This window comes from Streptomyces sp. NPDC036815, from assembly GCF_055609205.1.
In genome coordinates, this window is sequence record NZ_JBVJPW010000001.1 from 1,202,345 (window position 1) to 1,227,013 (window position 24,669).

Sequence of the window (24,669 nt, forward strand, 5' to 3'; positions counted from 1 at the left end):
TCTCCTACTTGGTCGTATATGGGCGTCAGCGCTGAGCGGCGTCGATCGATTCCCGCGCCGCCTGGGCCACCGCGTCGGCGGTGAACCCGAACTCGCGGAACAGCACCTTGCCGTCCGCCGAGGCACCGAAGTGCTCCAGCGAGACGATGCGTCCGGCGTCGCCCACGAAGCGGTGCCAGGTCAGACCGATGCCGGCCTCGACCGCCACACGCGCCTTGACGGACGGCGGCAGCACCGAGTCCCGGTACCCCTGGTCCTGCTCCTCGAACCACTCGACCGACGGCATCGAGACGACGCGCGTCGGGACACCGGCGGCCTGCAGCTGCTCGCGCGCCTCGACGGCGAGCTGGACCTCGGAGCCGGTGCCGATGAGCACGACCTCGGGCGCGCCGCCCTCGGCCTCGAACAGGACGTAGCCACCCTTGGCGGCGTCCTCGTTGCGCTCGTACGTCGGCACGCCCTGGCGGGTCAGCGCGAGGCCGTGCGGGGCCCCCTTGCCGAACTCCTTGGTGTAGCGCTTGAGGATCTCGCGCCACGCGATGACGGTCTCGTTGGCGTCGGCCGGGCGCACGACGTTCAGGCCCGGGATGGCGCGCAGCGAGGCCAGGTGCTCGACCGGCTGGTGGGTCGGGCCGTCCTCGCCGAGGCCGATGGAGTCGTGCGTCCACACGTACGTCACCGGGAGGTGCATCAGCGCGGACAGGCGGACGGCGTTGCGCATGTAGTCGGAGAACACCAGGAAGGTGCCGCCGAAGATGCGCGTGTTGCCGTGCAGCGCGATGCCGTTCATCTCCGCGGCCATGGAGTGCTCGCGGATGCCGAAGTGGACCGTACGGCCGTACGGGTCGGCCTCGGGCAGCGGGTTGCCCGCGGGCAGGAACGACGAGGTCTTGTCGATCGTCGTGTTGTTCGAGCCCGCGAGGTCGGCGGAGCCGCCCCACAGCTCGGGGATGACCGCGCCGAGCGCCTGCAGGACCTTGCCGGACGCGGCGCGGGTGGCGACGCCCTTGCCGGTCTCGAACTCGGGGAGCTTCTCCTCCCAGCCCTCGGGCAGCTCGCCCGCGCGGACGCGGTCGAACTCGGCGGCGCGCTCGCCGTTGGCGGTGCGCCAGGCGGCGAAGCCCTTCTCCCACTCGGCCTTGGCCTCGCGGCCCCGGTCGAGCGCCTTGCGGGTGTGCGCGAGGACCTCGTCGGAGACCTCGAAGGTCTGCTCCGGGTCGAAGCCGAGGACGCGCTTGGTGGCGGCCACTTCCTCGTCGCCGAGCGCCGAGCCGTGGGCGGCCTCGGTGTTCTGCGCGTTCGGGGCGGGCCAGGCGATGATCGAGCGCATCGCGATGAAGGAGGGGCGCTCGGTCTCGGCCTTGGCGGCCTGGATCGCGGCGTAGAGGGCGGCCGGGTCGAGGTCGCCGTCCTCCTTGGGCGCCACGCGCTGGACGTGCCAGCCGTACGCCTCGTACCGCTTCATGGTGTCCTCGGAGACCGCGGTCTCCGTGTCGCCCTCGATCGAGATGTGGTTGTCGTCCCACAGCAGGATCAGGTTGCCGAGCTTCTGGTGCCCGGCCAGCGACGAGGCCTCGCCGGAGATGCCCTCCTGGAGGCAGCCGTCACCGGCGATGGCGTAGATGAAGTGGTCGAACGGGGAGGAGCCGTCGGCCGCCTCCGGGTCGAACAGACCGCGCTCGTAGCGGGCGGCCATCGCCATGCCCACGGCATTGGCGACGCCCTGGCCCAGCGGGCCCGTCGTCGTCTCCACGCCCGTCGTGTGGCCGTACTCCGGGTGGCCGGGGGTCTTCGAGCCCCAGGTGCGGAAGGCCTTCAGGTCGTCCAGCTCCAGGCCGAAGCCGGCCAGGTAGAGCTGGGTGTAGAGCGTCAGGGACGAGTGGCCCGCAGAGAGGACGAACCGGTCGCGGCCGGTCCACTCGGCGTCCGCCGGGTCGTGACGCATCACCTTCTGGAAGAGGGTGTACGCGGCGGGCGCGAGGCTCATGGCCGTACCGGGATGGCCGTTGCCGACCTTCTGTACGGAATCCATGGCCAGGACGCGGGCGGTATCAACGGCCCGCTGGTCCAGTTCGGTCCACTCGAGGTCTGTGGTGGTCGGCTTGGTGCTCACCCTGAGTCAGGGCTCCTCTCCACATGTCGAATGCCGGCGGCGTAGATCCCACCGGCCGCTGTCGAGCCTACCGCTGCGAGAACGTTCATTTTTTCGAGTCATTCCAGACTGCAGTGACACACGAGGAAGCGCCTCCCGAAAGGAAAGGGCGGGCATTAGGCAAGTGAATACCGGGTCGCTCATATGTCCGCTCAAAAGGCCACCGGTATCGCCCGTTTGTCCGCTCAATGAACGCCGGGTTCCGCTCATCTGGCGGCTCAACTCGCCACGGACGCCGTTCGACCGGCCGGGCCAACACGACCCCACCCCCGCGAAGGGCGAGGTATGGGCAACGTCTACAGTGGCGTGGTACGCGCGGGCTTTACCGGATCTTCATGTCAGAAGGTGCTGGTCGGCCCGCTGGGATGTCTCTGTCAGGGGTGTGCGTGACGGCCGTTGAATCCCGTCCAGCGGGGGTTTCCGGGACGGACCTGAGCCCGAGCCATCGGCCGTTCGGGGCTCGCGTCAAGGCGTTTGTGGCGCTGACGAAGCCGCGGATCATCGAGCTGCTGCTCATCACCACCGTTCCGGTGATGTTCCTCGCCGAACAGGGGGTGCCCGACCTGTGGCTGGTCTTCGTGACCTGCCTGGGCGGCTACCTCTCCGCGGGGGGCGCGAACGCGCTCAACATGTACATCGACCGCGACATCGACGCCCTGATGGACCGCACGTCGCAGCGGCCGCTGGTGACCGGCATGGTCAGCCCGCGCGAGTGCCTCGTGTTCGGCATCACCCTCGGGGTCGTCTCCACCCTGCTGTTCGGCTTCGCCGTCAACTGGCTCTCCGCCTGGCTCTCGCTCGGCGCGCTGCTCTTCTACGTGGTCGTCTACACGATGATCCTCAAGCGGCGCACCTCCCAGAACATCGTCTGGGGCGGCATCGCGGGCTGTCTGCCGGTCCTCATCGGCTGGTCATCGGTCACCGACTCCATGTCGTGGGCCCCGGTCATCCTCTTCCTGGTCATGTTCTTCTGGACGCCGCCGCACTACTGGCCGCTCTCCATGAAGGTCAAGGCCGACTACGCGCGCGTCGGCGTGCCGATGCTGCCGGTCATCGCCTCCAACAAGGTGGTCGCCCGCCAGATCGTCCTCTACAGCTGGATGATGGTCGCCGTCTCGCTGCTGCTCCAGCCGCTCGGCTACACCGGCTGGTTCTACACGGCGGTCGCGCTGGTCACCGGCGGTTTCTGGCTGTGGGAGGCGCACGGGCTGCAGAGCCGCGCCAAGGCCGAGGTCACGGGCGGCAAGCTCAAGGAGATGCGGCTCTTCCACTGGTCCATCACCTACGTCTCGCTGCTCTTCGTGGCGGTGGCCGTGGACCCCTTCCTCCGCTGACCCCCCTCCACTCCGCCGACGGGCGGGGCACGTGGTGTTGAACGCCACGCGCCCCGCCCGTCGCCAGTTGATCTACCCGTCGGTAGCATCCTGCCCATGGCAGACACACAGCAGGTGGACGAGAGCAAGGGCGACAGCAAGCAGGCCGCCAAGGCCGAGCGCCGGGCGGCCAGGCTCGCCAAGGAGATCGGCACCTTCGCGCGGGCGCACGGCGGAGCCGAGGCGCAGGTCGCGTACATCGGGCACGAGGGCGCCCGGATCGTCCTCGTGGGCGAGGACGGCGGCTGGGGCGACCTCGTCGCGCCCACCTACGCCATCGCGCAGGACGCCGTCGAGAAGGCCGGAGTCACCGTCCACGAGGAGTTCGCGGGGGACTTCGCGGCCAAGGTGCGGACCGGCCCCTACGAGTGGAAGCGGATGGCCGGCATCCAGCTGGGCGGCCCGAGCAACGGCTGACGCCCCGCCGTACGTTCGACAGAGACTGGCCGAAAGCAACACCTGACGCCTGGGTCACCCGTTAGGACCGTAGGAGCACGGTCCACCCATCGGGAGTCCGGATGATCGAAACGCCGTCCCTGGTGGACCAGTACTGCCATGGCGTCCTGCGCACGGAGCTGGGCCTCGGCACCTTCGAGGCCCACCTCGGCCGGGGCGAGGGACCGCCCGCCCCCGGCACCACCTTCTTCGACACCCAGACCGGCTTCGCGGTGCGCCGCTGGTGTCCGCCGCTGCTCGGCCTGGAACCGCACTGCCCGCCGGCCCGCTACCTCGCCCGGCGCCGCGAACTCGGCGTCCTGGAGTCGGGGCGGCGCCTGCTGCGGGGCAGCGGCATCACCACGTACCTCGTCGACACGGGGCTGCCGGGGGACCTGACGGGGCCCGCCGAGATGGCCTGCACCGGCGACGCCGACGCCCGCGAGATCGTCCGCCTGGAATTACTCGCCGAACAGGTCGCCGACACCTCGGGCACCGCGGACGCGTTCCTCGCCAATCTCGCCGAGTCCGTGCACGCCGCCGCCGTGGGCGCGGTCGCCTTCACCTCGGTCGCGGGGGTGCGCCATCCGCTCGCCCTCGCGCCGGAACCGCCCGGCCCCGGCGAGGTGCGGGGCGCGGTCGGGCGCTGGCTGGCCGGGCGCCAGGTGGGCGGGGCGCTCGCCGATCCCGTCCTGCTGCGGCACCTGCTGTGGATCGCCGTGGCCTCGGGACGGCCGCTGCAACTGCACGCGGGCGCCGGGGACCCGCAGACGTATCTGGGGGACTTCGCACGGGCCACCGCGGGGCTCGGCACCGATCTGGTGCTGCTGCACGGCTATCCGTACCACCGCAGCGCCGCGCACCTGGCGGCCGTCTTCCCGCACGTGTACGCCGACCTCGGGCCCGCGCTCGTACGCACCGGGGCCCGCGCGGCCGCCGTGCTCGCCGAGATCCTCGAACTCGCGCCCTTCGGCAAGCTGCTGTTCTCCAGCGGCGCCCACGGGCTGCCCGAACTGCACGTCGTCGGCGCGCACCTGTTCCGGGAGGCGCTCGGGCGGGTGCTCGGCACCTGGGTCGCGGAGGGCGCCTGGTCGCTCACCGACGCGCAGCGGGTGGCGGGGCTGATCGCCGCGGGCAATGCCCGACGGGTCTACGGGCTCGCGGCGGGCGCGCAGCGGTGAGGGCGGCCGGTGCCCGGCCGCCCACGGCCTGCCGGGCTCAGACGGCCGAGAGGCGTGAGTCGTCCGCCTGGGCGGGCACGTCCGCCGTGGTGAGCGGCCGCTCCCGCATCGAGAGCAGCACCCGCAGCACGGCGATCCACACCAGGCACGAACCGAGCATGTGCAGGCCGACCAGGATCTCCGGCAGGTCCGTGAAGTACTGGACGTAACCGATCGCGCCCTGCGAGAGGAGCACCAGGAACAGCTCGCGGGTGCGGGCCAGCGGGCCGGGCGGCGCGTCGACCGCCTTGAGCACGAACCACAGGGCGAACGCCAGCGTCACCACGATCCAGGCGAGGACGGCGTGCAGCTTGCTGACCGCCTCCCAGTCGAAGCCCATCCGCGGCACGTCGCTGGAGTCGCCCGCGTGCGGTCCCGAGCCGGTGACGACCGTGCCCACGGCGATCAGCAGCGCGGAGGCCGTGACGAGGACCCACACGAGCTGCAGCACGGCCTTGCCCACCAGCGGGCGCGGCTCGCCGTCGCCCTCGCGGGTCCGCTGCCACATGGTGACGGCGACGGCGATCAGCGCGGAGGAGAGCAGGAAGTGCGCCGCGACCGTCCACGGGTTCAGGCCGACGAGGACCACGATGCCGCCGAGCACGGCGTTGCCCATCACCAGCCAGAACTGGACCCAGCCGAGCCGGGTGAGGCTGCGCCGCACCGGCTTCTGCGAACGGGCCGCGATGATCGCCCAGCCGACGGCCGCGCTCAGCACGTAGGCCAGCATGCGGTTGCCGAACTCGATGGCGCCGTGGACGCCCATCTCGCTCGTCGCGGTGAGGGACTGGTCCGTGCACTTGGGCCAGGTCGGGCAGCCGAGGCCGGAGCCGGTCAGCCGGACGGCGCCGCCCGTCACCACGATGAGCACCGTCATGACGACGGAGATCACGGCCGCCTGCTGGACGGTCCGCTGGGTGGGGGTCCAGCGCTCGGCGATGAAGGCGAGCGGGTTCCGCGCGGCCGAGGTGATGTCGGCTCGGGTCACTTTTGGCACGCGCACCATCGTAGGGGGCCGCTTGTGCATGTCTTCACGAGGGGGACGAGTTGTCCCAGAGCGACCGGTGGATGCGGTCCGCTCGGGCCCGGAGCTCCGCCGCGCGGGCCGGGTCCGCGGCGCAGTCCGCGAGGAACGCGTACACCGCCACGAGCGAGGGGTGCTCCTCGCCCAGACTGACGACGAAGATGCGCTCCGCCGTACGCAGCTCCTGCTCGGCGCGGGTCCGGTAGCCCGCGGCCCGCAGCACCGGGCCGAGCCGGCAGAGGGTCTTCGCCCGGTAGTGGTGGTCGGGGCCGTACGCGGCGACGTAGATCCCCTCGGCCTCGCGCAGGGTGTCGATCGCCTTGTTGAGGTGCCCCTCGGCCCACTGCAGCGAGCCGAGCTTGTTGAGACAGGCGGCGTAGGTGTGGGCCTCCGTCGCCCGGCGCTCGCCGAGCAGGGTCAGGACGGGGCCGAGGAGTTCGTGCGCACGGGTGAGATGGGTCTGGGCCTGGGCGCGCAGGCCGCGCTTGCGCAGGGGGCTGCGGGCCTGCCGGGACGCGGCCTTGCACTGCTGGCCCTTGCGGCGCTCCACGTCCGCGAGGAACTTGGCGACCTGCGCGGTTTCGAAGTCCTCCTCGCCGCGCTTGCTGCAGAAGACGGCGTGCGCGGCCGCCAGCTCGGCCTGGGCGGTGTCCAGGTCGCCGCGGTCCTGCGCGACGATGCCGACGTCGCGCCGGAGCATGGCGCGGAACACCACGTGCTCCTCCAGGCCGGTGGAGCCGCCGCTGCCGATCAGCTCGCCGGCCCGCCGGTAGCAGGCGAGCGCGTCGGTGAGGCGGCCCGCGTTGCGGTGGATCATGCCGGCCTCCTGCTCGGTGACCGCCCAGTCGCTCACCTCCCAGCCGGAACCCTGGTGCTCGTAGATCCGCAGGGCGGCCTCCAGATAGCCGCCCGCCTCGCGGAAGCGGTTGCGCTCGCGCAGGATGCCGCCGAACTGACGGCAGCACTGCGCCCGTATCTGCTGGAAGGCGTCGTCGTCCTTGTGGGCGTCGCACAGGGCGAGGGCCCGGCCGCAGGCCGCCTCCGCGGGGTCCAGGTGGGCGAGGAGGTAGTGCTGGCGGGCGATGGCCAGGTGGGCCGTCGCGAGGCTGTGCTCGGAGCCGGTGCCGAGGCCGCGCAGCTCCACCTCGCGGGCGAAGAAGGCCAGGGCGCTCTTCCAGTCGCAGCGGTGGCTCTGATAACTGCCCGCCCGGTGCAGCAGCCGCACGAGGGCCTCCGGATCGCGCGCCGCGCCCAGTTCGCCGTCGTCGTCCTCGGCCCAGGCGGGTTCGGCGGTCACCGCGTCGACGTGCGGCATCAGGCGCTCGCAGGCGAGGCGCGAGTCGAGCTGTTCGGGGGCGAGCGGGAAGGCGGCCTCGATCAGCCGGACCGCGGCCTGCGACCACTCCAGGCGCTCGTGGCCGGTGAGGCGGGAGCGGATGAAGATCTGGACGCGGGGATGGATGCCGTACGTCACCGGTTCCGTGCGGCCGTCGCCCTGGCGGGTCATCAGGGAGTGCTGGACGAGCTTGAGGACGAGCCGGGTGAAGGCGAGCTGGTCCTCCATCACCAGGCGCAGCCGGTCGGGCAGGACCGAGCGGTACCGGAAGAGCATGGTGCGGGGCACGTCCTCGGAGGCGAGGAAGGAGCAGAGCCGCAGCAGGTCCTCGGCGGCGGGCTGCTGGCGCCCGATCCGCTCGATCGCCAGCTCGAAGGTCTTGGCGTCGCTGTCGGCGGTCTGCTCGGAGAGCCGCTGCAGGTAGTCCTCGAAGTCCTCGCTCTCGACGCTGATCTCGGCCTGCTCGATGTAGGCACCGGCCTGTTCCAGGGCGAGGGGCTGCCAGCCGAGGAGCCGGCCGAGCCGGGCGAGCCGCCCGTCGTCCGACGAGCCGGTCCTGAGCCGCAGGAACTCCAGGCCCTCGGCCTCGGCGTAGACGGTGAGCTCGACGGGGTCCGGGCACAGGCCGCTCCAGCCCTCGCGGTGCTGGGTGGTGATGAGCACCTTCCCGGCCCCTTCGGGCGGCAGCAGGGGCTGCAGCCGCTCCAGGCGGTCGATGGGACCGTCGCTGTTCGCCTCGGCCCCGTCGAGCTGGACGTTGTCGTAGACGAGGAGCCAGTCCGGGTGGTCGCGCAGCCAGCTCCAGAGGCGGGAGAGGACCACGGTCTTGGACTCGTGGTAGGCGATGCCGATCAGGGCGGCGAGTTCGAGGAGGTCGCACAGGAGCCGGTCGGCGCTGGTGGCGTTGAGCCATCGGGTGAGGCTGTGCTCCTCGAGCTTGTCGTGTGCGTACACCGTGGCCAGCTGGGACTTCCCGATGCCGCCGGTGCCGTGCAGGACGCAGACGCGGCGGCCCCCGGCGCCCTTGCCGGGGCGCAGGGTCCGCTCGATCCGGGCCATCTCGTTCTTGCGGCCCACGAAGTAGCGGGAGCGGAAGGGGAGGTTGTTCGGGGGAGAGGCGGCCGACGCGGTGTCCCCAGCGGCGCGCCCGTGCGCCGGCGCGGCCATGACGACGAGGGAGACCATGACCAGCACGATGAAGCCGACCAGGGTCCACATCACCGGTCCGGTCGTCTTGTCCTTGAGGAGGGCCACCAGGGCGACCGCCACGCCCGAGAGCGCGGTGGCGCCGGCGGCGAGCCGCTTCATGGTGAGGGTGAGCCGTTTGCGGGTCAGGACGAACCGTTTGCGTGCGCCGACGACTAAACCGGAAAGCGATACGGACATCAGTTCCCCCTGTCTGCCCTCACCCGCCCTTTGCGCAGTACAGTCCCATTCTCGGGGAAAACCCGCCCTCACCGGAATACAACAGCAGGGGAAACCGGGGCTAGTCTGCGCTTCGCGGATTCGACGGCACGGAGGCGGCATGGATCTCGACGCGCAGGATCAATCCCCGGAAGACGGGGTGCATATCGCCTTGGTCCACTGGTCATTTCCGCCCTGTGTGGGCGGGGTGGAATCCCACTTGTGGGACTATTCGCGGCTGTTGGCGCGGCGGGGCCACCGCGTCACCGTCCTCACCGGCACCCCCGGCGCGCAGACACCGGGCCAGCCGGGCGTGGAGGTGCTCGCCCACCCGGCGCTCGACCTCGCCAGACTGGAGCGCGACTCCGGCGACCTGCGCCGCCTCACCCGGTGGTTCGCCGAGGTCCTGGGCAAGCGCGGGGTGCGCGTGGTGCACTGCCACAACCTGCACCACTTCAGCGAGGCCCCGGCCAGGGCCCTGGAGACGTTGCGCGGGCCGCTCGGTCTGGTGCTCTGCCACACCTACCACAGCATCTGGGGCGCCCCGGGCAGCCGGGGATCCACGCTCATGGCGGCGGAGTGGGACGGGCACTACGCGGTCTCGGAGTTCCTGCGGACCGCCTGTGCCGACGTGCTCGACGTACGGGCGGAGCGCACCTACCTGGGCATCGACACCGCTCCCTACACCTCGGTCGCGCCACTCGACGACGCGCCCCGGCAGGGCACGGTCCTGCTGCCCGCGCGGCTCATCCCGGACAAGGGCGCGATGCTCGCGGTGGCCGCGCTCGACCTCATCGTCAAGCGCCGCATGTGCGCATTCGAACCCCGGCTCGTCCTCACGGACACCCGCCGGACGGTCGATTTCCACGGCGAGAAGATCGGCTTCCGGGAAAGCCTCGAAAAGGAGATCGAGAAGCGCGGCCTGAAGTCGTACGTGGATTTCGTGGAGGCCGGTGTCGAGGAAATGCCTGGTCTCTACGCCGAGTCCACGGTCGTCGTCTACCCCTCGCTTTTCGCGGAGCCGATGGGACTCGCCCCCCTGGAGGCCATGGCGGCCGCGCGGCCCGTGGTGGTGACCCGGATGGGCGGTCTGGGCGAGGGCGTCGACGCCGACGGCGTCATCGGCCACCTCGTGCCGGACGGGAACGAGGAACAGCTCGCCGCGCGGATCGCCGCCCTGCTCGACGACCGCGGGACCGGCCGCCGGATGGGGCTGCGCGGCCGGGAGCACGTCAGGGACCACTTCGACCTGCGCAAGATCTACCTGGAGCGGATGCGCGCGGAGTACCGCACGCTGCTCTCGCGAGCGGACGGAGCGTCAGCCGACGGGGTCCGGACCGGCGCCCGCGCCAGTGTCTGAACCGGCGCCCGCTCCGGCCTCCACGTCGATGTCGACCCGCCAGCCCCCGGGCAGCCCGGCCACCGCGGCCCGCCCGTCCCCGCCGATCCGTACCGAGAGGTCCGCGCCCGCCAGGCGCAGCCCCGACACGGTGAGCGGCCCGAGCAGCGCCGGGTGGAGCGGACGCAGCGCGAGCCTGCGCCGCGCCGCGTCGGGCCGCAGCCCGAGGAGTGCCGCGAGCACCGCGACGCCGGACGCCGCCGACCAGCCCTGCGGGCGGCAGGCGGCCGGATAGGCGAGCGGGGCGGGCGAGGTCTCGGTCCGCGCGTCGCCGCCGTACAGCTCCGGCATCCGGTACGAGAAGTGCACCGCCGCGTCCAGCAGGCCGTCGGCGAGCGCCGCGGCCTCGGCCTGGCGGCCCGACGCGCACAGGCCCTGCACGGCGATCGCCGTGTCGTGGGTCCACACCGAACCGCCGTGGTAGCTCAGCGGGTTGAAGCCGGGCACTGCGGCCGACCTGCTGCGCAGCCCCCAGCCGGAGTTCAGCTCGGGGGAGGCGAGCCAGGCGGCGACGTCGGCGCAGCCGGCCGTGTCGAGGATGCCGGTGGCGAGCAGCTGGCCCATGTTGGACGCGGGGCCGGTGACCGGGGTGAGGTCCCGGCCGACCGCGATGGCGGCGTAGCGGGGAGCGGGGCCGTCCTTGCCGGTGATCCAGAAGGCGTCCGCGAAACGGTCCCGGAGGGCCGCGGCCCAGCCGCGCAGCTCGCGGGCGCGCCCGTCGGCGCCCCGGGATTCCAGCAGGGCGGCGAGGCCCGTCGCCGCCTCGTAGGCGTATCCCTGCACCTCGCAGAGGGCCAGCGGGGGTTCGACGCGGCGGCCCGCCGCGTCGCGCACCGCGTCGGCGGAGTCCTTCCACGACTGGTGGAGCAGCCCGCCGGGGCGCGGGTAGTAGCGCAGCAGCCCGTCCTTGTCCTTGCCGCAGACGGCGACGATCCAGTCCATCGCGCGCTCCGCGTACGGCAGGAGGCCCTCGACGTCGGCCGCGGGCAGGCCCCAGCGCCAGGCGTCGACGAGGAGCGAGACGAAGAGCGGGGTCGCGTCGACGGAGCCGTAGTAGTGGGAGGGGAGCAGCAGGCCGTGGCCGTGCTCCGACTGCGCGGGCCGCAGCTCGTGCAGGATGCGCCCCGGCGCCTCCTCACGGAACTCGTCGTGGACCGTGCCCTGGCGCCGGGCGAGGGTCCACAGCGTGCCGCGGGCCAGGTCGGTGCCGAGCGGCAGCAGCATGCGGGCCGACCAGATCGAGTCCCTGCCGAACAGCGTCAGGTACCAGGGGCAGCCAGCGGCGATGAACTGGTCGTCGCGGGGCGCGGGCCGCCCGCCCGCGCCGTCCGCGAGGCGCAGCGCCCGCAGATCGGCGAGCCCCTGGCGGACCAGCGCGACCAGCCGCCGGTCGCCCCGGACCACCGGCTCCGACCAGGGCGCGTGCGGGGAGGCGGCGACCGGATGGCCCGGCGGTGCGGGGACGGCGCGGCCCGTGACGGCGAGCCGGATCAGCCAGGAGCCGCCCGGCGGCACGTCGACCCGCGACCAGGTGAAGGTGGCGCGCGCCGGGCCCGCCGAGGTCCTGGGGCGCGTGGGGCTCTCGGCGAGCAGGATCCTGGCGCGGCCCGTGGGGGAGCGCCAGGAGAGCGCGGCCGCCCCGGTCCGCGCGGCGGACGGCGGCACGGCCGGGCCGGTGAGCCCGTGCTTGACGTCGGCGATGTCGGCGAGATCGGTGGCGGCGGCCAGCTCGACGCGCACGGTGTGGGTGAGGGTGCCGACGTTGCGCAGCAGGACCGTCTCGCCCGCCCCGGCGGTGCGCACGCGCTCGACGATCAGCGTCGGGTCGTCCGTGCCGTCTCCCGGGTAGCGGTGCACGGCGGTGAAGCGGACCCGGTCGGGGCCGAGCGGCTGGACGCCGACGGGCTCGGGCTCGCGGCCGTCGAGCAGCAGCACCAGGGTGTGCAGGAGCCGCCGGTCGTGGTCGTAGAAGCCGTCGGCCCGTGCGCCGCGCAGCTGACCGTCACGGCCCGACGCGGTGAAGGCGGGGGCCGCGACGCAGATCATCACGTCGTGCAGCAGCGGCTGCAGGGCGAGGGCCCGGCGCGGTGCGGGTAATTCCGGGGTGTCGGCCACGGAACGGGAGTGCCCGCTGCGCCCTCACGTCATGCCGCTGTCACTCCCAGCGGAAGAACTTCGCCGCCGCGCCGAGCCCGAGCACCGCCCACACCGCGAGGATGCCGAGGTCGCCCCACGGCATGCCCGCGCCGTGCCGCAGGACGTCGCGCAGCCCGTCCGAGAGCGCCGAGATGGGCAGCAGGCCGAGCACCGTCTGCGCCGCGTCGGGGAACTTGTCGAGCGGGACGATCACGCCGCCGCCCATCAGCAGGAGCAGGAAGACGAGGTTCGCGGCGGCGAGCGTCGCCTCGGCCTTGAGGGTGCCCGCCATCAGCAGGCCGAGTCCGGAGAACGCGGCCGTGCCGAGCACCAGGAGCAGGAGCACGGAGACGGGGTTGCCGTGCGGCGACCAGCCCAGGGCGAACGCGATGACCGTGAGCAGCACGATCTGCAGGACCTCGGTGACCAGGACCGAGAGGGTCTTGGCGGTCATCAGGCCCCAGCGGGGGAGCGGCGAGGCGCCGAGCCGCTTGAGGACGCCGTAGCGGCGCTCGAAGCCCGTCGCGATGGCCTGGCCGGTGAAGGCCGTCGACATCACGGCGAGCGCGAGGATGCCGGGCGCGAGGAAGTCCACCGCGTCGCCGTCACCCGTGTCGACGATGTCGACGGCGCTGAACAGGACGAGCAGGAGGGTCGGGATCACGACCGTGAGGAGCAGCTGCTCGCCGTTGCGCAGCAGCATCTTCGTCTCGAGCGCCGCCTGCGCGGCGATCATGCGGCGGAGCGGGGCGGCGCCCGGCTCCGGCGTGTAGGTCCCTGCGGCGCTCATCCGCGCAGCTCCTTGCCGGTGAGTTCCAAGTACACGTCTTCCAGTGTGTGGCGTTCGACCGAGATCTTCTCCGGCATGACGCCGTGCTGCGCGCACCACGAGGTGACGGTGGCGAGCAGCTGCGGGTCGACCGTGCCGCTGACCCGGTAGGAGCCGGGGGTCAGTTCGGCGGCGGCCGAGTCCGGGGGCAGGGCCTTGAGCAGCGAGGCGACGTCCAGGCCGGGGCGGCCGCTGAAGCGCAGGGTGTTCTCGGCGCCGCCGCGGCAGAGCTCGTCGGGGCTGCCCTGGGCGATGACCCGGCCCGCGTCGATGATCGCGACGTCGTCGGCGAGCTCCTCGGCCTCGTCCATGTGGTGCGTGGTGAGGATGACGCCGACGCCGTCGCGCCGCAGATCGCGTACGAGGTCCCAGGTGGCCCGGCGCGCCTGCGGGTCGAGGCCCGCGGTCGGCTCGTCGAGGAAGACGAGCTCGGGCCTGCCGACCACGGCCATGGCGAGCGCGAGGCGCTGCTGCTGGCCGCCGGAAAGCCGCCGGTAGGTGGTGCGGCCGCAGCTCTCCAGGCCGAGGCGCTCGATGAGCGCGGGCACGTCGAGGGGGCGGGCGTGCAGCTTGGCCACGTGGCGGAGCATCTCGTCGGCGCGGGCGCCGGAGTAGACGCCGCCGGACTGGAGCATCACGCCGATGCGGGGCCGCAGGGCGTCCGCCTCGCGCGCCGGGTCGAGACCGAGGACGCGGACGGTGCCGGAGTCCGGTTTCCGGTATCCCTCGCAGGTCTCGATCGTGGTGGTCTTGCCCGCGCCGTTGGGGCCGAGGACGGCGGTGATGCCCGCCCCGGCCGTCAGGTCGAGACCGTCCACCGCGGTCTTGGTTCCGTACCGCTTGACCAGATTCCGGATCTGGACGACGGGCTCGTTTCGCATGGTGAGCCAGTCTAGGTTCGGCGCCGGGGGCGAGGACCGGCGGGGCGGTGCGGTTCCGCCGCGCGACGCTACGTCCGCGGCCGGTGCTCGGCCAGCCACCGTTCGGCGTAGGCGACGGCGTCCGCCACGGGGAAGAGCCGGGACAGGGCGGCGCCGACGTGGCCGCGTACGACGGGGGAGTCCTTCTCGTACGCCGCGCCGAGCTCCGCGAAGCCGTCCTCGGAGATCGAGCGTTCCCGCACGGTCTTCCAGCGGCGCCCCGCGGACGTCATGACGGCGAAGGAGTTCTCCTCCATGGGGCCGGGGATCCGGTACTCGGCCAGGTGGAAGGCCGTACAGGCGTCGAAGCCGGCGCCGAGGAGCAGCACGCGGGCGCCCGCCCGCTCCAGGCGTGCCAAGGGGCTGCGCTCGCCGAGCCGGCAGTCGCGGGCGTGCCCGGAGGTGAGGTCCGCGGCGGCCGGTCCGAGCGCGGCGAACGAGGTCTGCGGGTGGGCGCTGCGCAGCGCGCCGGGCCAGCGGCGCACGGTCTCCGGGACGATGCCGATCCCGTACGTGGGCGTGGTCAGCGGGTCGTACGCGGGCAGCGACGCGCGGATCGCGGGCCACCACTCCTCGGGCACGGGCGGGCTCTGCCAGGGCGCGGGGTCGGAGTTGTCGCCGGAGTGGGCGGGGACCACCAGCGTGCCGTCCGGGCCCAGCGTGTCGAGCAGCGCCTGGACGAGGGCGACCGCGCCGCCCGCGACCCAGCCGAGCGCGCTGAGCGAGGTGTGCACGAGGAGGGTCTCGCCGGGCCGGACGCCGAGCTCGCGCAGGTCGTCCGCGAGCGTCGCGCGGGTGCACAAAGGGCCGGTCGGAGGGGGTGTCGGCATGGTTCCCGAGTGTGCTGTACGGGGCTCGCGGGCGCCACCGATTTGATCGATCGGTGATCGTTTCCGCAGGTCAGCTTAGGTATGCCTAAGTGATGCAGCGCACCAGCGGTCGCTCGAGACGCGGGTTGTCAGGCTCTGAGGAATTACGCAACAATGGCGTTGTGAAAAACGTTGGCGAGGCTCCGCAGGAGGAACTCGCGGCCGGGATGCGCTCGGACCACTCGACGCGCAACCGGGTCGCGCGCTCCATCCTGGATCACGGCCCGTCCACCGTCGCCGACCTCGCGAAGCGCCTCGGCCTCACCCAGGCGGCCGTCCGCCGCCACCTCGACGCCCTCGCCCATGAGAACGTCGTCGAGCCCCGTGAGCAGCGCGTCTACGGAGCCCGGACCCGGGGCAGGCCCGCCAAGGTCTTCGCCCTGACCGACTGCGGGCGCGACGCCTTCGACCAGTCGTACGACAAGCTGGCCGCGGACGCGCTCCGGTGGATCACCGAGCACCACGGAGAGGGCGCGGTCGTCGAATTCGCCCGGGCGAGAATCGCCGCCCAGGCGGAGACGTACCGCAAGGCGATGGCCGCCGCACCCCCCGAACAGCGCACCGAGGCTCTGGCGAAGGCATTGACCGCCGACGGGTACGCTGCTACGGCGCGTAGCGCACCGGTCGGCGAGCAGCTCTGTCAGCACCACTGCCCTGTCGCCCATGTCGCCGAGCAGTACCCGCAGCTGTGCGAGGCGGAGACGGAAATCTTCTCCGCGCTGCTCGGCACGCATGTGCAGCGCCTCGCCACGATCGCCCACGGAGACGGCGTCTGTACGACGTTCATCCCGCGCCGTGGCAGCGGCGGCGACAGCACCACACGGACCACCACATCAGCATCAGCAAGCACGGCCGGGAGGAACCCCGCATGACTCTCCCCACGGAGACTGCCCACCCTGAGCTCGAGGGCCTGGGCAACTACGAATACGGCTGGGCCGACTCCGACGCGGCGGGTGCCTCTGCCAAGCGCGGCATCAACGAGGACGTCGTCCGGGACATCTCGGCCAAGAAGTCCGAGCCGGAGTGGATGACGAAGCTGCGCCTGAAGGGCCTGCGCCTCTTCGACAAGAAGCCCATGCCGAACTGGGGCTCGGACCTCTCCGGCATCGACTTCGACAACATCAAGTACTTCGTGCGCTCCACGGAGAAGCAGGCGGAGTCCTGGGAGGACCTGCCCGAGGACATCAAGAACACGTACGACAAGCTCGGCATCCCCGAGGCGGAGAAGCAGCGCCTCGTCGCCGGTGTCGCCGCGCAGTACGAGTCCGAGGTCGTCTACCACCAGATCCGCGAGGACCTGGAGGAGCAGGGCGTCATCTTCCTGGACACCGACACGGCGCTGAAGGAGCACCCGGAGCTCTTCAAGGAGTACTTCGGGACCGTCATCCCCGTCGGCGACAACAAGTTCGCCTCGCTGAACAGCGCCGTCTGGTCCGGTGGCTCGTTCATCTACGTCCCCAAGGGCGTGCACGTCGAGATCCCGCTCCAGGCCTACTTCCGCATCAACACGGAGAACATGGGCCAGTTCGAGCGGACGCTGATCATCGTCGACGAGGACGCCTACGTCCACTACGTCGAGGGCTGCACCGCGCCGATCTACAAGTCGGACTCGCTGCACTCCGCCGTGGTCGAGATCATCGTGAAGAAGGGCGGCCGCTGCCGCTACACGACGATCCAGAACTGGTCGAACAACGTCTACAACCTGGTCACCAAGCGCGCCGTGGCGTACGAGGGCGCGACCATGGAGTGGATCGACGGCAACATCGGCTCCAAGGTGACGATGAAGTACCCCGCCGTCTACCTCATGGGCGAGCACGCCAAGGGCGAGACGCTGTCCATCGCCTTCGCGGGCGAGGGCCAGCACCAGGACGCCGGCTCCAAGATGGTCCACATGGCGCCGAACACGTCCTCCAACATCGTCTCCAAGTCGGTGGCGCGCGGCGGCGGTCGTACGTCGTACCGCGGCCTCGTCGAGATCGGTGAGGGCGCCGCGGGATCGAAGTCGAACGTGCTCTGCGACGCGCTGCTTGTCGACACGATCTCCCGCTCGGACACCTACCCCTACGTCGACGTCCGTGAGGACGACGTCTCCATGGGGCACGAGGCCACCGTCTCCAAGGTCTCCGACGACCAGCTCTTCTACCTGATGAGCCGCGGCATGACGGAGTTCGAGGCCATGGCGATGATCGTGCGCGGCTTCGTCGAGCCGATCGCCAAGGAGCTGCCCATGGAGTACGCCCTGGAGCTGAACCGGCTGATCGAGCTGCAGATGGAGGGTTCGGTCGGTTAATCCCGGCAACCGTCCCCGCAGCGACCGACATCTTTACCCAGAGAGAGAGCACGACGACAGCCATGGCTGAGGCTCAGAACATCCCGGTGGGCAGCACCACCGCGGGATCCATCGCGGTGGCCGCCGAGTCCACCGTCGCCACCCGTATGAGCGCTCCCCCGTCCTACGACGTGGACAGCTTCCCGGTCCCGCACGGCCGGGAGGAGGAGTGGCGGTTCACGCCGCTGGAGCGTCTGCGCGGGCTGCACGACGGAACCGCGGTCGCCGACGGCGGCATCCGCGTCGAGGTGAGCGCCCCCGAGGGCGTCATCCAGGAGACCGTCGGCCGGGACGACGCGCGCGTCGGCAAGGCGGGCAAGCCCGTCGACCGCGTCGCCGCCCAGGCGTACTCGTCCTTCGAGAAGGCCTCGGTCGTGACCGTCCCCAAGGAGACGGTGCTCACCGAGCCGATCCGCATCGCCGTGCACGGCGAGGGCGGCACCGCCTTCGCGCACCAGGTCGTCGAGCTGGGCGCGTTCGCCGAGGCCCTGGTCGTCATCGACCACACCGGTGACGCCGTGCTCGCTGCCAACGTCGACTTCGTCGTCGGCGACGGCGCCAAGCTCACCGTCGTCTCCGTCCAGGACTGGGACGACAAGGCGGTGCACGTCGCCCAGCACAACGCGCTGGTCGGCCGCGACGCCTCCTTCAAGTCCGTCGTCGTCACCTTCGGCGGCGACCTCGTCCGCCTCCACCCGCGCGTGAACTACGCGGGCACCGGCGGCGAGGCCGAGCTCTTCGGCCTGTACATCACCGACGCGGGCCAGCACCAGGAGCACCGCCTCCTGGTCGACCACAACACCCCGCACTGCAAGTCCAACGTCGTCTACAAGGGCGCGCTCCAGGGCGACGACGCCCACGCGGTGTGGATCGGCGACGTCCTCATCGAGGCCGCCGCCGAGGGCACGGACACGTACGAGATGAACCGCAACCTCGTGCTCACCGACGGCGCCCGGGTCGACTCGGTGCCGAACCTCGAGATCGAGACCGGCGAGATCGTCGGCGCGGGCCACGCCTCGGCGACCGGCCGCTTCGACGACGAGCAGCTCTTCTACCTGCAGTCGCGCGGCATCCCGGAGGAAGAGGCCCGCCGCCTCGTCGTTCGTGGCTTCTTCGCCGAGCTGGTCCAGCAGATCGGCCTGCCCGACGTCGAGGAGCGCCTCATCGCGAAGATCGAAGAGGAGCTGGAGGCGACCGTCGCATGAGCCTCGACCAAGCCCGCTTCGTTCGGGCCTGCGGACTGAGCGAGCTGGAGGAGGACACCCCGAAGCGGGTGGAACTCGACGGCACGCCCGTCTCCGTCGTCCACACCGAGGGCGAGGTGTACGCGATCCACGACATCTGCTCGCACGCGAACGTCTCCCTCTCCGAGGGCGAGGTGGAGGACTGCCAGATCGAGTGCTGGCTGCACGGCTCCAGCTTCGACCTCCGCACCGGCAAGCCGTCCGGCCTGCCCGCGACGCGCCCCGTACCCGTATACCCCGTAAAGATCGAAGGGGGCGATGTACTCGTTGACGTGCACGCCTCCCCTTCCCAGGAGTCCTGAGGCACCCATGGCAACGCTTGAAATCAAGGACCTGCACGTCACCGTCGAGGCCGACAACTCCACCAAGGAGATCCTCAAGGGCGTCGACCTGACCGTGAAGCAGGGCGAGACCCACGCCATCATGGGCCCGAACGGCTCCGGCAAGTCGACTCTCGCCTACTCCATCGCGGGTCACCCCAAGTACACGATCACGCAGGGCACCGTCACCCTCGACGGCGAGGACGTCCTGGAGATGTCCGTTGACGAGCGCGCCCGCGCCGGCATGTTCCTCGCCATGCAGTACCCGGTCGAGGTCCCCGGCGTCTCGGTCTCCAACTTCCTGCGTACGTCGGCGACGGCGATCCGCGGCGAGGCCCCCAAGCTGCGCACCTGGGTGAAGGAGGTCAAGTCCGCGATGGAGCAGCTCCAGATGGACCCGGCCTTCGCCGAGCGCAACGTGAACGAGGGCTTCTCCGGCGGTGAGAAGAAGCGCCACGAGATCCTCCAGATGGAGCTCCTCAAGCCGAAGATCGCGATCCTCGACGAGACGGACTCCGGCCTCGACGTCGACGCGCTGCGCCAGGTCTCCGACGGCGTCAACCGCGTCCGCGAGACGGGCGAGGTCGGCACCCTGCTGATCACGCACTACACGCGCATCCTGCGCTACATCAAGCCCGACTTCGTGCACGTTTTCGCGAACGGCCGCATCGCCGAGTCCGGCGGCGCCGAGCTCGCCGACAAGCTGGAGGCCGAGGGCTACGAGGCTTACACGAAGGGTGGCGCATCCGCGTGACACAGCTGCCGGGCCTCCTCGACACCGAGGCGATCCGCAAGGACTTCCCGATCCTGGATCGCACGATCCACGACGGCAAGAAGCTCGTGTACCTGGACAACGCGGCGACCTCGCAGACCCCGCGCCAGGTCCTCGACGTGCTGAACGAGTACTACGAGCAGCACAACGCCAACGTTCACCGCGGCGTGCACGTCCTCGCCGAGGAGGCCACGGCGCTGTACGAAGGCGCCCGTGACAAGGTCGCGGCGTTCATCAACGCGCCCAGCCGCGACGAGGTGATCTTCACCAAGAACGCCTCGGAGTCGCTGAACCTCGTGGCCAACATGCTCGGCTGGGCCGATGAGCCCTACCGCGTGGACCACGAGACCGAGATCGTCATCACGGAGATGGAGCACCACTCCAACATCGTGCCGTGGCAGCTGCTCTCGCAGCGCACCGGCGCGAAGCTGAAGTGGTTCGGTCTGACGGACGACGGCCGCCTCGACCTCTCCAACATCGAAGAGGTCATCACCGAGAAGACGAAGATCGTCTCCTTCGTGCTCGTCTCCAACATCCTGGGCACGCACAACCCGGTCGAGGCCATCGTGCGCCGCGCCCAGGAGGTCGGCGCGCTCGTCCTGATCGACGCCTCGCAGGCCGCCCCGCACATGCCGCTGGACGTGCAGGCGCTGCAGGCCGACTTCGTGGCCTTCACCGGCCACAAGATGTGCGGCCCGACGGGCATCGGCGTGCTGTGGGGCCGCCAGGAACTCCTGGAGGACCTGCCCCCGTTCCTCGGTGGCGGCGAGATGATCGAGACGGTGTCGATGAACTCGTCGACGTACGCTCCCGCGCCGCACAAGTTCGAGGCGGGCACGCCCCCGGTCTCCCAGGCCGTGGGCCTGGGCGCGGCCGTGGACTACCTGTCGGCCATCGGCATGGACAAGATCGCCGCGCACGAGCACGCGATCACCGAGTACGCGGTCAAGCGCCTCCTGGAGGTCCCCGACCTCCGCATCATCGGCCCCACCACGGCCGAGGAGCGTGGCGCCGCGATCTCCTTCACGCTCGGCGACATCCACCCGCACGACGTGGGCCAGGTGCTCGACGAGGAAGGCATCGCGGTCCGCGTCGGCCACCACTGCGCGCGCCCCGTCTGCCTGCGCTACGGAATTCCTGCGACCACGCGAGCGTCGTTCTATCTGTACTCCACGCCCGGCGAGATCGACGCGCTCGTCGACGGCCTGGAGCACGTACGGAACTTCTTCGGCTGAGGGGCTGGCTGGGCAACGTGAAGCTGGATTCGATGTACCAGGAAGTCATCCTGGACCACTACAAGCACCCGCACGGGCGTGGTCTGCGCGATGGCGACGCCGAGGTGCACCACGTCAACCCGACGTGCGGCGACGAGATCACGCTGCGCGTGCGGTACGACGGGTCGACGATCGCCGACGTGTCGTACGAGGGGCAGGGCTGCTCCATCAGCCAGGCCAGCGCGTCCGTCCTGAACGACCTCCTGGTCGGCAAGGAGCTCGCCCAGGCGCAGAGGATCCAGGAAGTCTTCCTGGAACTGATGCAGTCCAAGGGCAAGCTGGAGCCGGACGACGCGATGGAAGAGGTCCTGGAGGACGCGGTCGCGTTCGCGGGCGTCTCCAAGTACCCGGCGCGCGTGAAGTGCGCCCTGCTGAGCTGGATGGCCTGGAAGGACGCGACGGCCCAGGCACTGGGCGAGACCGACGGGGCCGCTGAAAGGAAGACGGCATGAGCGAGAACGAGACACTCACGACGAAGCCCGCTTCGGAGGAAGAGGTCCGCGAGGCGCTGTACGACGTCGTCGACCCCGAGCTGGGCATCGACGTCGTCAACCTCGGCTTGATCTACGGCGTGCACATCGACGACGCCAACATCGCCACGATCGACATGACGCTGACGTCCGCGGCCTGCCCGCTGACGGACGTCATCGAGGACCAGGCGAAGTCGGCGACGGAGGGCATCGTCAACGAACTCCGGATCAACTGGGTCTGGATGCCGCCGTGGGGCCCGGACAAGATCACGGACGATGGGCGCGAGCAGTTGCGGGCGCTCGGGTTCAACGTCTGAGCCGTTCGACCAGGATCGCGGAGAGGGCCCCGGCAGTGTTGCCGGGGCCCTCTCCGTGTCTCGGCAGCGCGCTGCCTCGTGCGGGACGGGCGCGAGCAGGACCGTCACGGCCGCGTTTGCGTACAGCCGTCCACATCGATATGTACACTCGTACGCATGGGATACGCACTGCTGGCCGCGGCCATCGCGGCGGAGGTGGCCGGGACCACGGCCATGAAGTACAGCGAGGGGTTCAGCAGGCTGTGGCCCTCGCTCATCACCGTCGTGGGCTATCTGCTCGCCTTCACGCTGCTCGCGCAGACCCTGAAGACCCTCTCCGTAGGCACCGCCTACGCGATCTGGGCCGGCATCGGCACCGCCGCCGTGGCCGCCATCGGCATGGTCTTCCTGGGGGAGTCGGCCAACCTGATCAAGGTCGCGGGCATCGCGCTCGTCATCGCGGGCGTCGTCGTGCTCAACCTGGGAGGGGCCCACTGATGGCCCGCCGCTACGACCCCGAGCGCCGCCAGCGGATCATCGACGCCGCGATCCGCGTCGTCGGGGCGAAGGGGATCGGCGGGCTCAGCCACCGCTCGGTCGCCGCCGAGGCGGACGTGCCGCTCGGCTCGACCACGTACCACTTCAAGACGCTCGACGAACTGCTGACGGCCGCCCTGCGGCAGAGCAACGAGGGCTTCGCGAAGGTGATGGCCGCCAGTGACGTGTTCGAGGACGCGGCGGCGGGTCCCGCGGACCTGGCCCGCGGCCTTGCCCGGGTCCTGGGCGAGTGGTTCGCGGGGGAGCGCTCCGGGGTCGAGCTGGAGTACGAGCTCTATCTCGCCGCCGTGCGGCGGCCCGCGCTGCGCCCCGTGGCCGCCGAATGGTGCGCGGGGCTCACCGATGTCATCGAGCTCCGCACCGACCCGGTCACCGCGCGCGCCCTCGTCGCGTTGATGGACGGGATGAGCCTGCAGGTGCTCCTCACCGGCGGCGAGTACGACGAGGAGTATGCGCGGGAGATGCTCGGACGGCTGCTTGTGTAGATCCGTCAAGGATTCGCTTTTTGCCGACAAAGATCATTGCGTGCGCCGAGTTCCCGCTGGTAGCGTCCCGCGTGCATTGACCAAGCAATTGCGAGAACTTGGGGGAACGAGTTCATGAGCATGCGTCATAAAGGTATTTCCGTCGTCATTGCCTGCGCCATGACCGGGGTTGCGGGCGGTACGGCGTATGCGGCTTCGGCGCCTGCGGAGACCGCGCAGCGGCAGGCCCTCGGCGCGGACGAGATCTGTGCCGTCCTCGGGATCGGCAGCGGGGCGGCAGGCCTTGCCAAAGCGCTGGCCAAGGGGGCATCGTGGGTAGGGATCGGCGCCAGCGTCGGTTGCTACGCGTACACGAAGGCCAAGGAAGCGACGCCTGCGCAGAAGCGTGCGGCCATGATCGAGTCGTACAAGAAGTACCAGGCGATGAGTGACCTCAAGAAGCTCGACGCCCTCGGCTATTACTGCCGCAAGCAGGGCGGCGGCGGTGGTGGCGGAACCGATGTCGCCCCGGTGAATTCCACGTCGACGGTGGGGGTGATGGCAGGATGGCGGACCATCAAAATGAAGGGCGTCAAGTACTCGTGCACCGCGACAAGGGACTGAACGGAAGCCGCACTCCCGGACGTGCTCCGGGAAATGGCGAGAGATTTCTGCTCTCCCTCGCATTGGTCGCCGTGGGCCTTCTCTGGATGACGCGGGAATTGGCTCAGTGGGCGGTCGTGCTGTGTGCCTTCGGTGCGGTGGCCGGAGCGGCGGGAATGGTTTTCTTCGGGCTGCGTTTCATGCGGGAGCGCGCGCAGTCCCAGTAAGTGCGGCGCGGCATGCGTGATGCGGTGTCACTCGCTCGTTCCGCTCCGGCGCGCACCCTCAGCCGGAGCGGGACGCGAGGCCCTTGACCGTCCGCAGCGCCGCCTCGACGCTCGCCGTGACGTCCGTGATCGGGTACTGCACGTCACGGACGGTCCGGTCGCCGTCGAGCACCAGCGTCAGGCGCTTCAGGCGGCTCACCCCCGCCGCGCGGAACGTCGGCAGGCGCAGAGCCGCCGTGAGGCCCAGGTCCGCGTCCGAGAGGAGCGGAAAGCGCAGGCCCTCCTTCTCCGCGAACGCCCGCTGCTCGTCCGGGCGCTGCGAGGACACCCCGTGCACCCTCGCGCCCGCAGCGGTGAACTCCGCCAGCTGGTCGCGGAACGAGCAGGACTCCAGCGTGCAGCCGCGCGCGCCGGGAATCCGCGCCCAGCCCGGCGGGTAGGCGTCCTTGCGGGCGTACGCGCCGGGGAAGCAGTACAGGACCGTGTACGGCGTGTCCGCGGCCACCGGGTCGAGCAGCTCCCCGTCGTGGCCCACGAGCCGCAGCTCCGGCACGCGCGTGCCGAGCAGCGCGTGCACCCGCTGCGCCTCCCGTGAGGTCTCCGCCGCCGTCGCCATCGTCTCTCCCTCTCCCAGAACCCAGGTGTCCCCCCAGTCCTGGAGGGCGACCAGGACGGGCAGCAGCGCGCGGCCGCGCGGCGTCAGGCGGTACTCATGGCGCACCGGACGGTCCTGGTACGGGACGCGCGTGACGACGTCCGCCTCCACCAGGAGCTTCAGCCGCTCGCTCAACACCTTCCGGGACACGCCCAGTTCGCGCTGCATCTCGTCGAAGCGGCGCACCCCCCGCGCCGCGTCGCGCACGATCAGCAGGGTCCACCAGTCGCCCACGACGTCCAGGGCCTGCGCGATCGCGCAGTGGTCGTCGTCGAGTCGGGTCCGTTGCGCCATGACGCACATGCTGACATAGTCCGTTCCCAAAAGGAACTGACCCCTGGGGGCTGCCCCCGAGGGGCG

At 71.0% G+C, this 24,669-nt stretch carries 23 protein-coding genes; 15 read left to right on the forward strand and 8 right to left on the reverse strand.

All coding sequences use genetic code 11. From position 1 onward, the window contains the following. Positions 1-25 precede the first annotated feature (25 nt). On the reverse strand, positions 26-2,113 hold the full coding sequence (gene tkt / locus ACZ69I_RS05355) for a transketolase (RefSeq protein WP_467667844.1): 2,088 nt from the start codon (positions 2,111-2,113) through the stop codon (positions 26-28). Between the two features lie 419 nt (positions 2,114-2,532). Between tkt and ACZ69I_RS05360 the strand changes: the two genes are divergently transcribed. From ACZ69I_RS05360 to ACZ69I_RS05370, 3 genes are all read left to right on the forward strand, one after another. Continuing rightward, complete coding sequence (locus tag ACZ69I_RS05360) at positions 2,533-3,486, forward strand: heme o synthase (RefSeq protein ID WP_467670699.1); 954 nt, start codon at positions 2,533-2,535, stop codon at positions 3,484-3,486. 96 nt (positions 3,487-3,582) lie between these two features. Further along, positions 3,583-3,942, forward strand: coding sequence for a hypothetical protein (locus tag ACZ69I_RS05365; protein WP_467667842.1), 360 nt, complete (start codon positions 3,583-3,585; stop codon positions 3,940-3,942). 101 nt (positions 3,943-4,043) lie between these two features. Then, positions 4,044-5,141 carry an amidohydrolase family protein gene (locus tag ACZ69I_RS05370; RefSeq protein WP_467667840.1) on the forward strand — a complete coding sequence of 366 codons (1,098 nt, stop codon included), beginning with the start codon at positions 4,044-4,046 and terminating at the stop codon, positions 5,139-5,141. A 37-nt stretch (positions 5,142-5,178) separates the two neighbouring features. On the opposite strand, the gene ACZ69I_RS05375 is transcribed toward ACZ69I_RS05370, so the two are convergent. Beyond that, entirely contained in the window at positions 5,179-6,186 is a 1,008-nt protein-coding gene (locus ACZ69I_RS05375) for a COX15/CtaA family protein (protein WP_467670697.1), read from the reverse strand. 25 nt (positions 6,187-6,211) lie between these two features. Further along, complete coding sequence (locus ACZ69I_RS05380; RefSeq protein ID WP_470830542.1) at positions 6,212-8,926, reverse strand: hypothetical protein; 2,715 nt, start codon at positions 8,924-8,926, stop codon at positions 6,212-6,214. A 139-nt stretch (positions 8,927-9,065) separates the two neighbouring features. Here ACZ69I_RS05380 and ACZ69I_RS05385 point away from each other — a divergent pair, with 139 nt between their 5' ends. Beyond that, complete coding sequence (locus ACZ69I_RS05385) at positions 9,066-10,304, forward strand: glycosyltransferase family 4 protein (RefSeq protein WP_470830543.1); 1,239 nt, start codon at positions 9,066-9,068, stop codon at positions 10,302-10,304. Here ACZ69I_RS05385 and ACZ69I_RS05390 read toward each other — a convergent pair. The 4 genes from ACZ69I_RS05390 to ACZ69I_RS05405 all read right to left on the reverse strand — a co-directional run bounded on the left by ACZ69I_RS05390 (position 10,263) and on the right by ACZ69I_RS05405 (position 15,058). Next, complete coding sequence (locus ACZ69I_RS05390; protein WP_470830544.1) at positions 10,263-12,458, reverse strand: glycogen debranching N-terminal domain-containing protein; 2,196 nt, start codon at positions 12,456-12,458, stop codon at positions 10,263-10,265. The two genes, ACZ69I_RS05385 and ACZ69I_RS05390, sit on opposite strands and share 42 nt — an antisense overlap. 40 nt (positions 12,459-12,498) lie before the next feature. After that, the gene (locus tag ACZ69I_RS05395; RefSeq protein ID WP_470830545.1) at positions 12,499-13,269 is read right to left on the reverse strand and encodes an ABC transporter permease; all 771 of its coding nucleotides are present in this window, start codon (positions 13,267-13,269) and stop codon (positions 12,499-12,501) included. Then, entirely contained in the window at positions 13,266-14,189 is a 924-nt protein-coding gene (locus ACZ69I_RS05400) for an ABC transporter ATP-binding protein (RefSeq protein WP_470830546.1), read from the reverse strand. Before ACZ69I_RS05400 ends, ACZ69I_RS05395 begins: the two co-directional genes overlap by 4 nt. Before the next feature lie 68 nt (positions 14,190-14,257). Next, positions 14,258-15,058, reverse strand: coding sequence for an AAC(3) family N-acetyltransferase (locus tag ACZ69I_RS05405; protein ID WP_470830547.1), 801 nt, complete (start codon positions 15,056-15,058; stop codon positions 14,258-14,260). A 161-nt stretch (positions 15,059-15,219) separates the two neighbouring features. Here ACZ69I_RS05405 and ACZ69I_RS05410 point away from each other — a divergent pair, with 161 nt between their 5' ends. The 11 genes from ACZ69I_RS05410 (at position 15,220) to ACZ69I_RS05460 (ending at position 23,448) form a co-directional block, all read left to right on the forward strand. Beyond that, the gene (locus ACZ69I_RS05410) at positions 15,220-15,969 is read left to right on the forward strand and encodes a helix-turn-helix transcriptional regulator (RefSeq protein ID WP_470830548.1); all 750 of its coding nucleotides are present in this window, start codon (positions 15,220-15,222) and stop codon (positions 15,967-15,969) included. Continuing rightward, entirely contained in the window at positions 15,966-17,387 is a 1,422-nt protein-coding gene (sufB, locus tag ACZ69I_RS05415; protein WP_467667824.1) for a Fe-S cluster assembly protein SufB, read from the forward strand. Before ACZ69I_RS05410 ends, sufB begins: the two co-directional genes overlap by 4 nt. Positions 17,388-17,449: 62 nt before the next feature. After that, entirely contained in the window at positions 17,450-18,631 is a 1,182-nt protein-coding gene (gene sufD / locus ACZ69I_RS05420; RefSeq protein WP_470830549.1) for a Fe-S cluster assembly protein SufD, read from the forward strand. Beyond that, positions 18,628-18,972 (forward strand): bifunctional 3-phenylpropionate/cinnamic acid dioxygenase ferredoxin subunit, encoded by a 345-nt coding sequence (locus tag ACZ69I_RS05425; RefSeq protein ID WP_355817992.1) that lies wholly within the window; start codon positions 18,628-18,630, stop codon positions 18,970-18,972. The genes sufD and ACZ69I_RS05425 overlap by 4 nt, the downstream gene beginning before the upstream one ends. A 7-nt stretch (positions 18,973-18,979) precedes the next feature. Further along, the gene (sufC, locus tag ACZ69I_RS05430; RefSeq protein ID WP_030784213.1) at positions 18,980-19,744 is read left to right on the forward strand and encodes a Fe-S cluster assembly ATPase SufC; all 765 of its coding nucleotides are present in this window, start codon (positions 18,980-18,982) and stop codon (positions 19,742-19,744) included. Continuing rightward, positions 19,741-20,997, forward strand: a complete 1,257-nt coding sequence (locus ACZ69I_RS05435; RefSeq protein ID WP_467667819.1) for a cysteine desulfurase — start codon at positions 19,741-19,743, stop codon at positions 20,995-20,997. Before sufC ends, ACZ69I_RS05435 begins: the two co-directional genes overlap by 4 nt. 17 nt (positions 20,998-21,014) lie before the next feature. Further along, positions 21,015-21,488 carry a Fe-S cluster assembly sulfur transfer protein SufU gene (sufU, locus tag ACZ69I_RS05440; RefSeq protein ID WP_470830550.1) on the forward strand — a complete coding sequence of 158 codons (474 nt, stop codon included), beginning with the start codon at positions 21,015-21,017 and terminating at the stop codon, positions 21,486-21,488. Next, complete coding sequence (locus ACZ69I_RS05445) at positions 21,485-21,823, forward strand: metal-sulfur cluster assembly factor (protein ID WP_030358830.1); 339 nt, start codon at positions 21,485-21,487, stop codon at positions 21,821-21,823. Before sufU ends, ACZ69I_RS05445 begins: the two co-directional genes overlap by 4 nt. 156 nt (positions 21,824-21,979) lie before the next feature. After that, positions 21,980-22,300, forward strand: a complete 321-nt coding sequence (locus ACZ69I_RS05450; protein WP_467667810.1) for a DMT family transporter — start codon at positions 21,980-21,982, stop codon at positions 22,298-22,300. Further along, positions 22,300-22,845: a TetR/AcrR family transcriptional regulator gene (locus ACZ69I_RS05455; RefSeq protein ID WP_470830551.1), complete on the forward strand. Its 546-nt coding sequence runs from the start codon at positions 22,300-22,302 to the stop codon at positions 22,843-22,845. Before ACZ69I_RS05450 ends, ACZ69I_RS05455 begins: the two co-directional genes overlap by 1 nt. Before the next feature lie 114 nt (positions 22,846-22,959). Beyond that, complete coding sequence (locus tag ACZ69I_RS05460; protein WP_467667806.1) at positions 22,960-23,448, forward strand: hypothetical protein; 489 nt, start codon at positions 22,960-22,962, stop codon at positions 23,446-23,448. Positions 23,449-23,712: 264 nt separating this feature from the next. On the opposite strand, the gene ACZ69I_RS05465 is transcribed toward ACZ69I_RS05460, so the two are convergent. Then, the gene (locus ACZ69I_RS05465; protein ID WP_470830552.1) at positions 23,713-24,603 is read right to left on the reverse strand and encodes a winged helix-turn-helix transcriptional regulator; all 891 of its coding nucleotides are present in this window, start codon (positions 24,601-24,603) and stop codon (positions 23,713-23,715) included. Between the last annotated feature and the right edge of the window lie 66 nt (positions 24,604-24,669).

Excerpts from the sequence above, each read along its gene's own strand:
- sufB (WP_467667824.1), top strand. The coding sequence starts at position 15,966 with ATGACTCTCCCCACGGAGACTGCCCACCCTGAGCTCGAGGGCCTGGGC.
- ACZ69I_RS05425 (WP_355817992.1), top strand. The coding sequence starts at position 18,628 with ATGAGCCTCGACCAAGCCCGCTTCGTTCGGGCCTGCGGACTGAGCGAG.
- ACZ69I_RS05385 (WP_470830543.1), top strand. The coding sequence starts at position 9,066 with ATGGATCTCGACGCGCAGGATCAATCCCCGGAAGACGGGGTGCATATC.
- ACZ69I_RS05395 (WP_470830545.1), bottom strand. The coding sequence starts at position 13,269 with ATGAGCGCCGCAGGGACCTACACGCCGGAGCCGGGCGCCGCCCCGCTC.
- ACZ69I_RS05405 (WP_470830547.1), bottom strand. The coding sequence starts at position 15,058 with ATGCCGACACCCCCTCCGACCGGCCCTTTGTGCACCCGCGCGACGCTC.
- ACZ69I_RS05400 (WP_470830546.1), bottom strand. The coding sequence starts at position 14,189 with ATGCGAAACGAGCCCGTCGTCCAGATCCGGAATCTGGTCAAGCGGTAC.
- sufD (WP_470830549.1), top strand. The coding sequence starts at position 17,450 with ATGGCTGAGGCTCAGAACATCCCGGTGGGCAGCACCACCGCGGGATCC.
- ACZ69I_RS05380 (WP_470830542.1), bottom strand. The coding sequence starts at position 8,926 with ATGTCCGTATCGCTTTCCGGTTTAGTCGTCGGCGCACGCAAACGGTTC.
- ACZ69I_RS05450 (WP_467667810.1), top strand. The coding sequence starts at position 21,980 with ATGGGATACGCACTGCTGGCCGCGGCCATCGCGGCGGAGGTGGCCGGG.
- ACZ69I_RS05460 (WP_467667806.1), top strand. The coding sequence starts at position 22,960 with ATGAGCATGCGTCATAAAGGTATTTCCGTCGTCATTGCCTGCGCCATG.
- ACZ69I_RS05370 (WP_467667840.1), top strand. The coding sequence starts at position 4,044 with ATGATCGAAACGCCGTCCCTGGTGGACCAGTACTGCCATGGCGTCCTG.
- ACZ69I_RS05455 (WP_470830551.1), top strand. The coding sequence starts at position 22,300 with ATGGCCCGCCGCTACGACCCCGAGCGCCGCCAGCGGATCATCGACGCC.
- sufC (WP_030784213.1), top strand. The coding sequence starts at position 18,980 with ATGGCAACGCTTGAAATCAAGGACCTGCACGTCACCGTCGAGGCCGAC.
- ACZ69I_RS05445 (WP_030358830.1), top strand. The coding sequence starts at position 21,485 with ATGAGCGAGAACGAGACACTCACGACGAAGCCCGCTTCGGAGGAAGAG.
- ACZ69I_RS05375 (WP_467670697.1), bottom strand. The coding sequence starts at position 6,186 with ATGGTGCGCGTGCCAAAAGTGACCCGAGCCGACATCACCTCGGCCGCG.
- ACZ69I_RS05465 (WP_470830552.1), bottom strand. The coding sequence starts at position 24,603 with ATGGCGCAACGGACCCGACTCGACGACGACCACTGCGCGATCGCGCAG.
- ACZ69I_RS05365 (WP_467667842.1), top strand. The coding sequence starts at position 3,583 with ATGGCAGACACACAGCAGGTGGACGAGAGCAAGGGCGACAGCAAGCAG.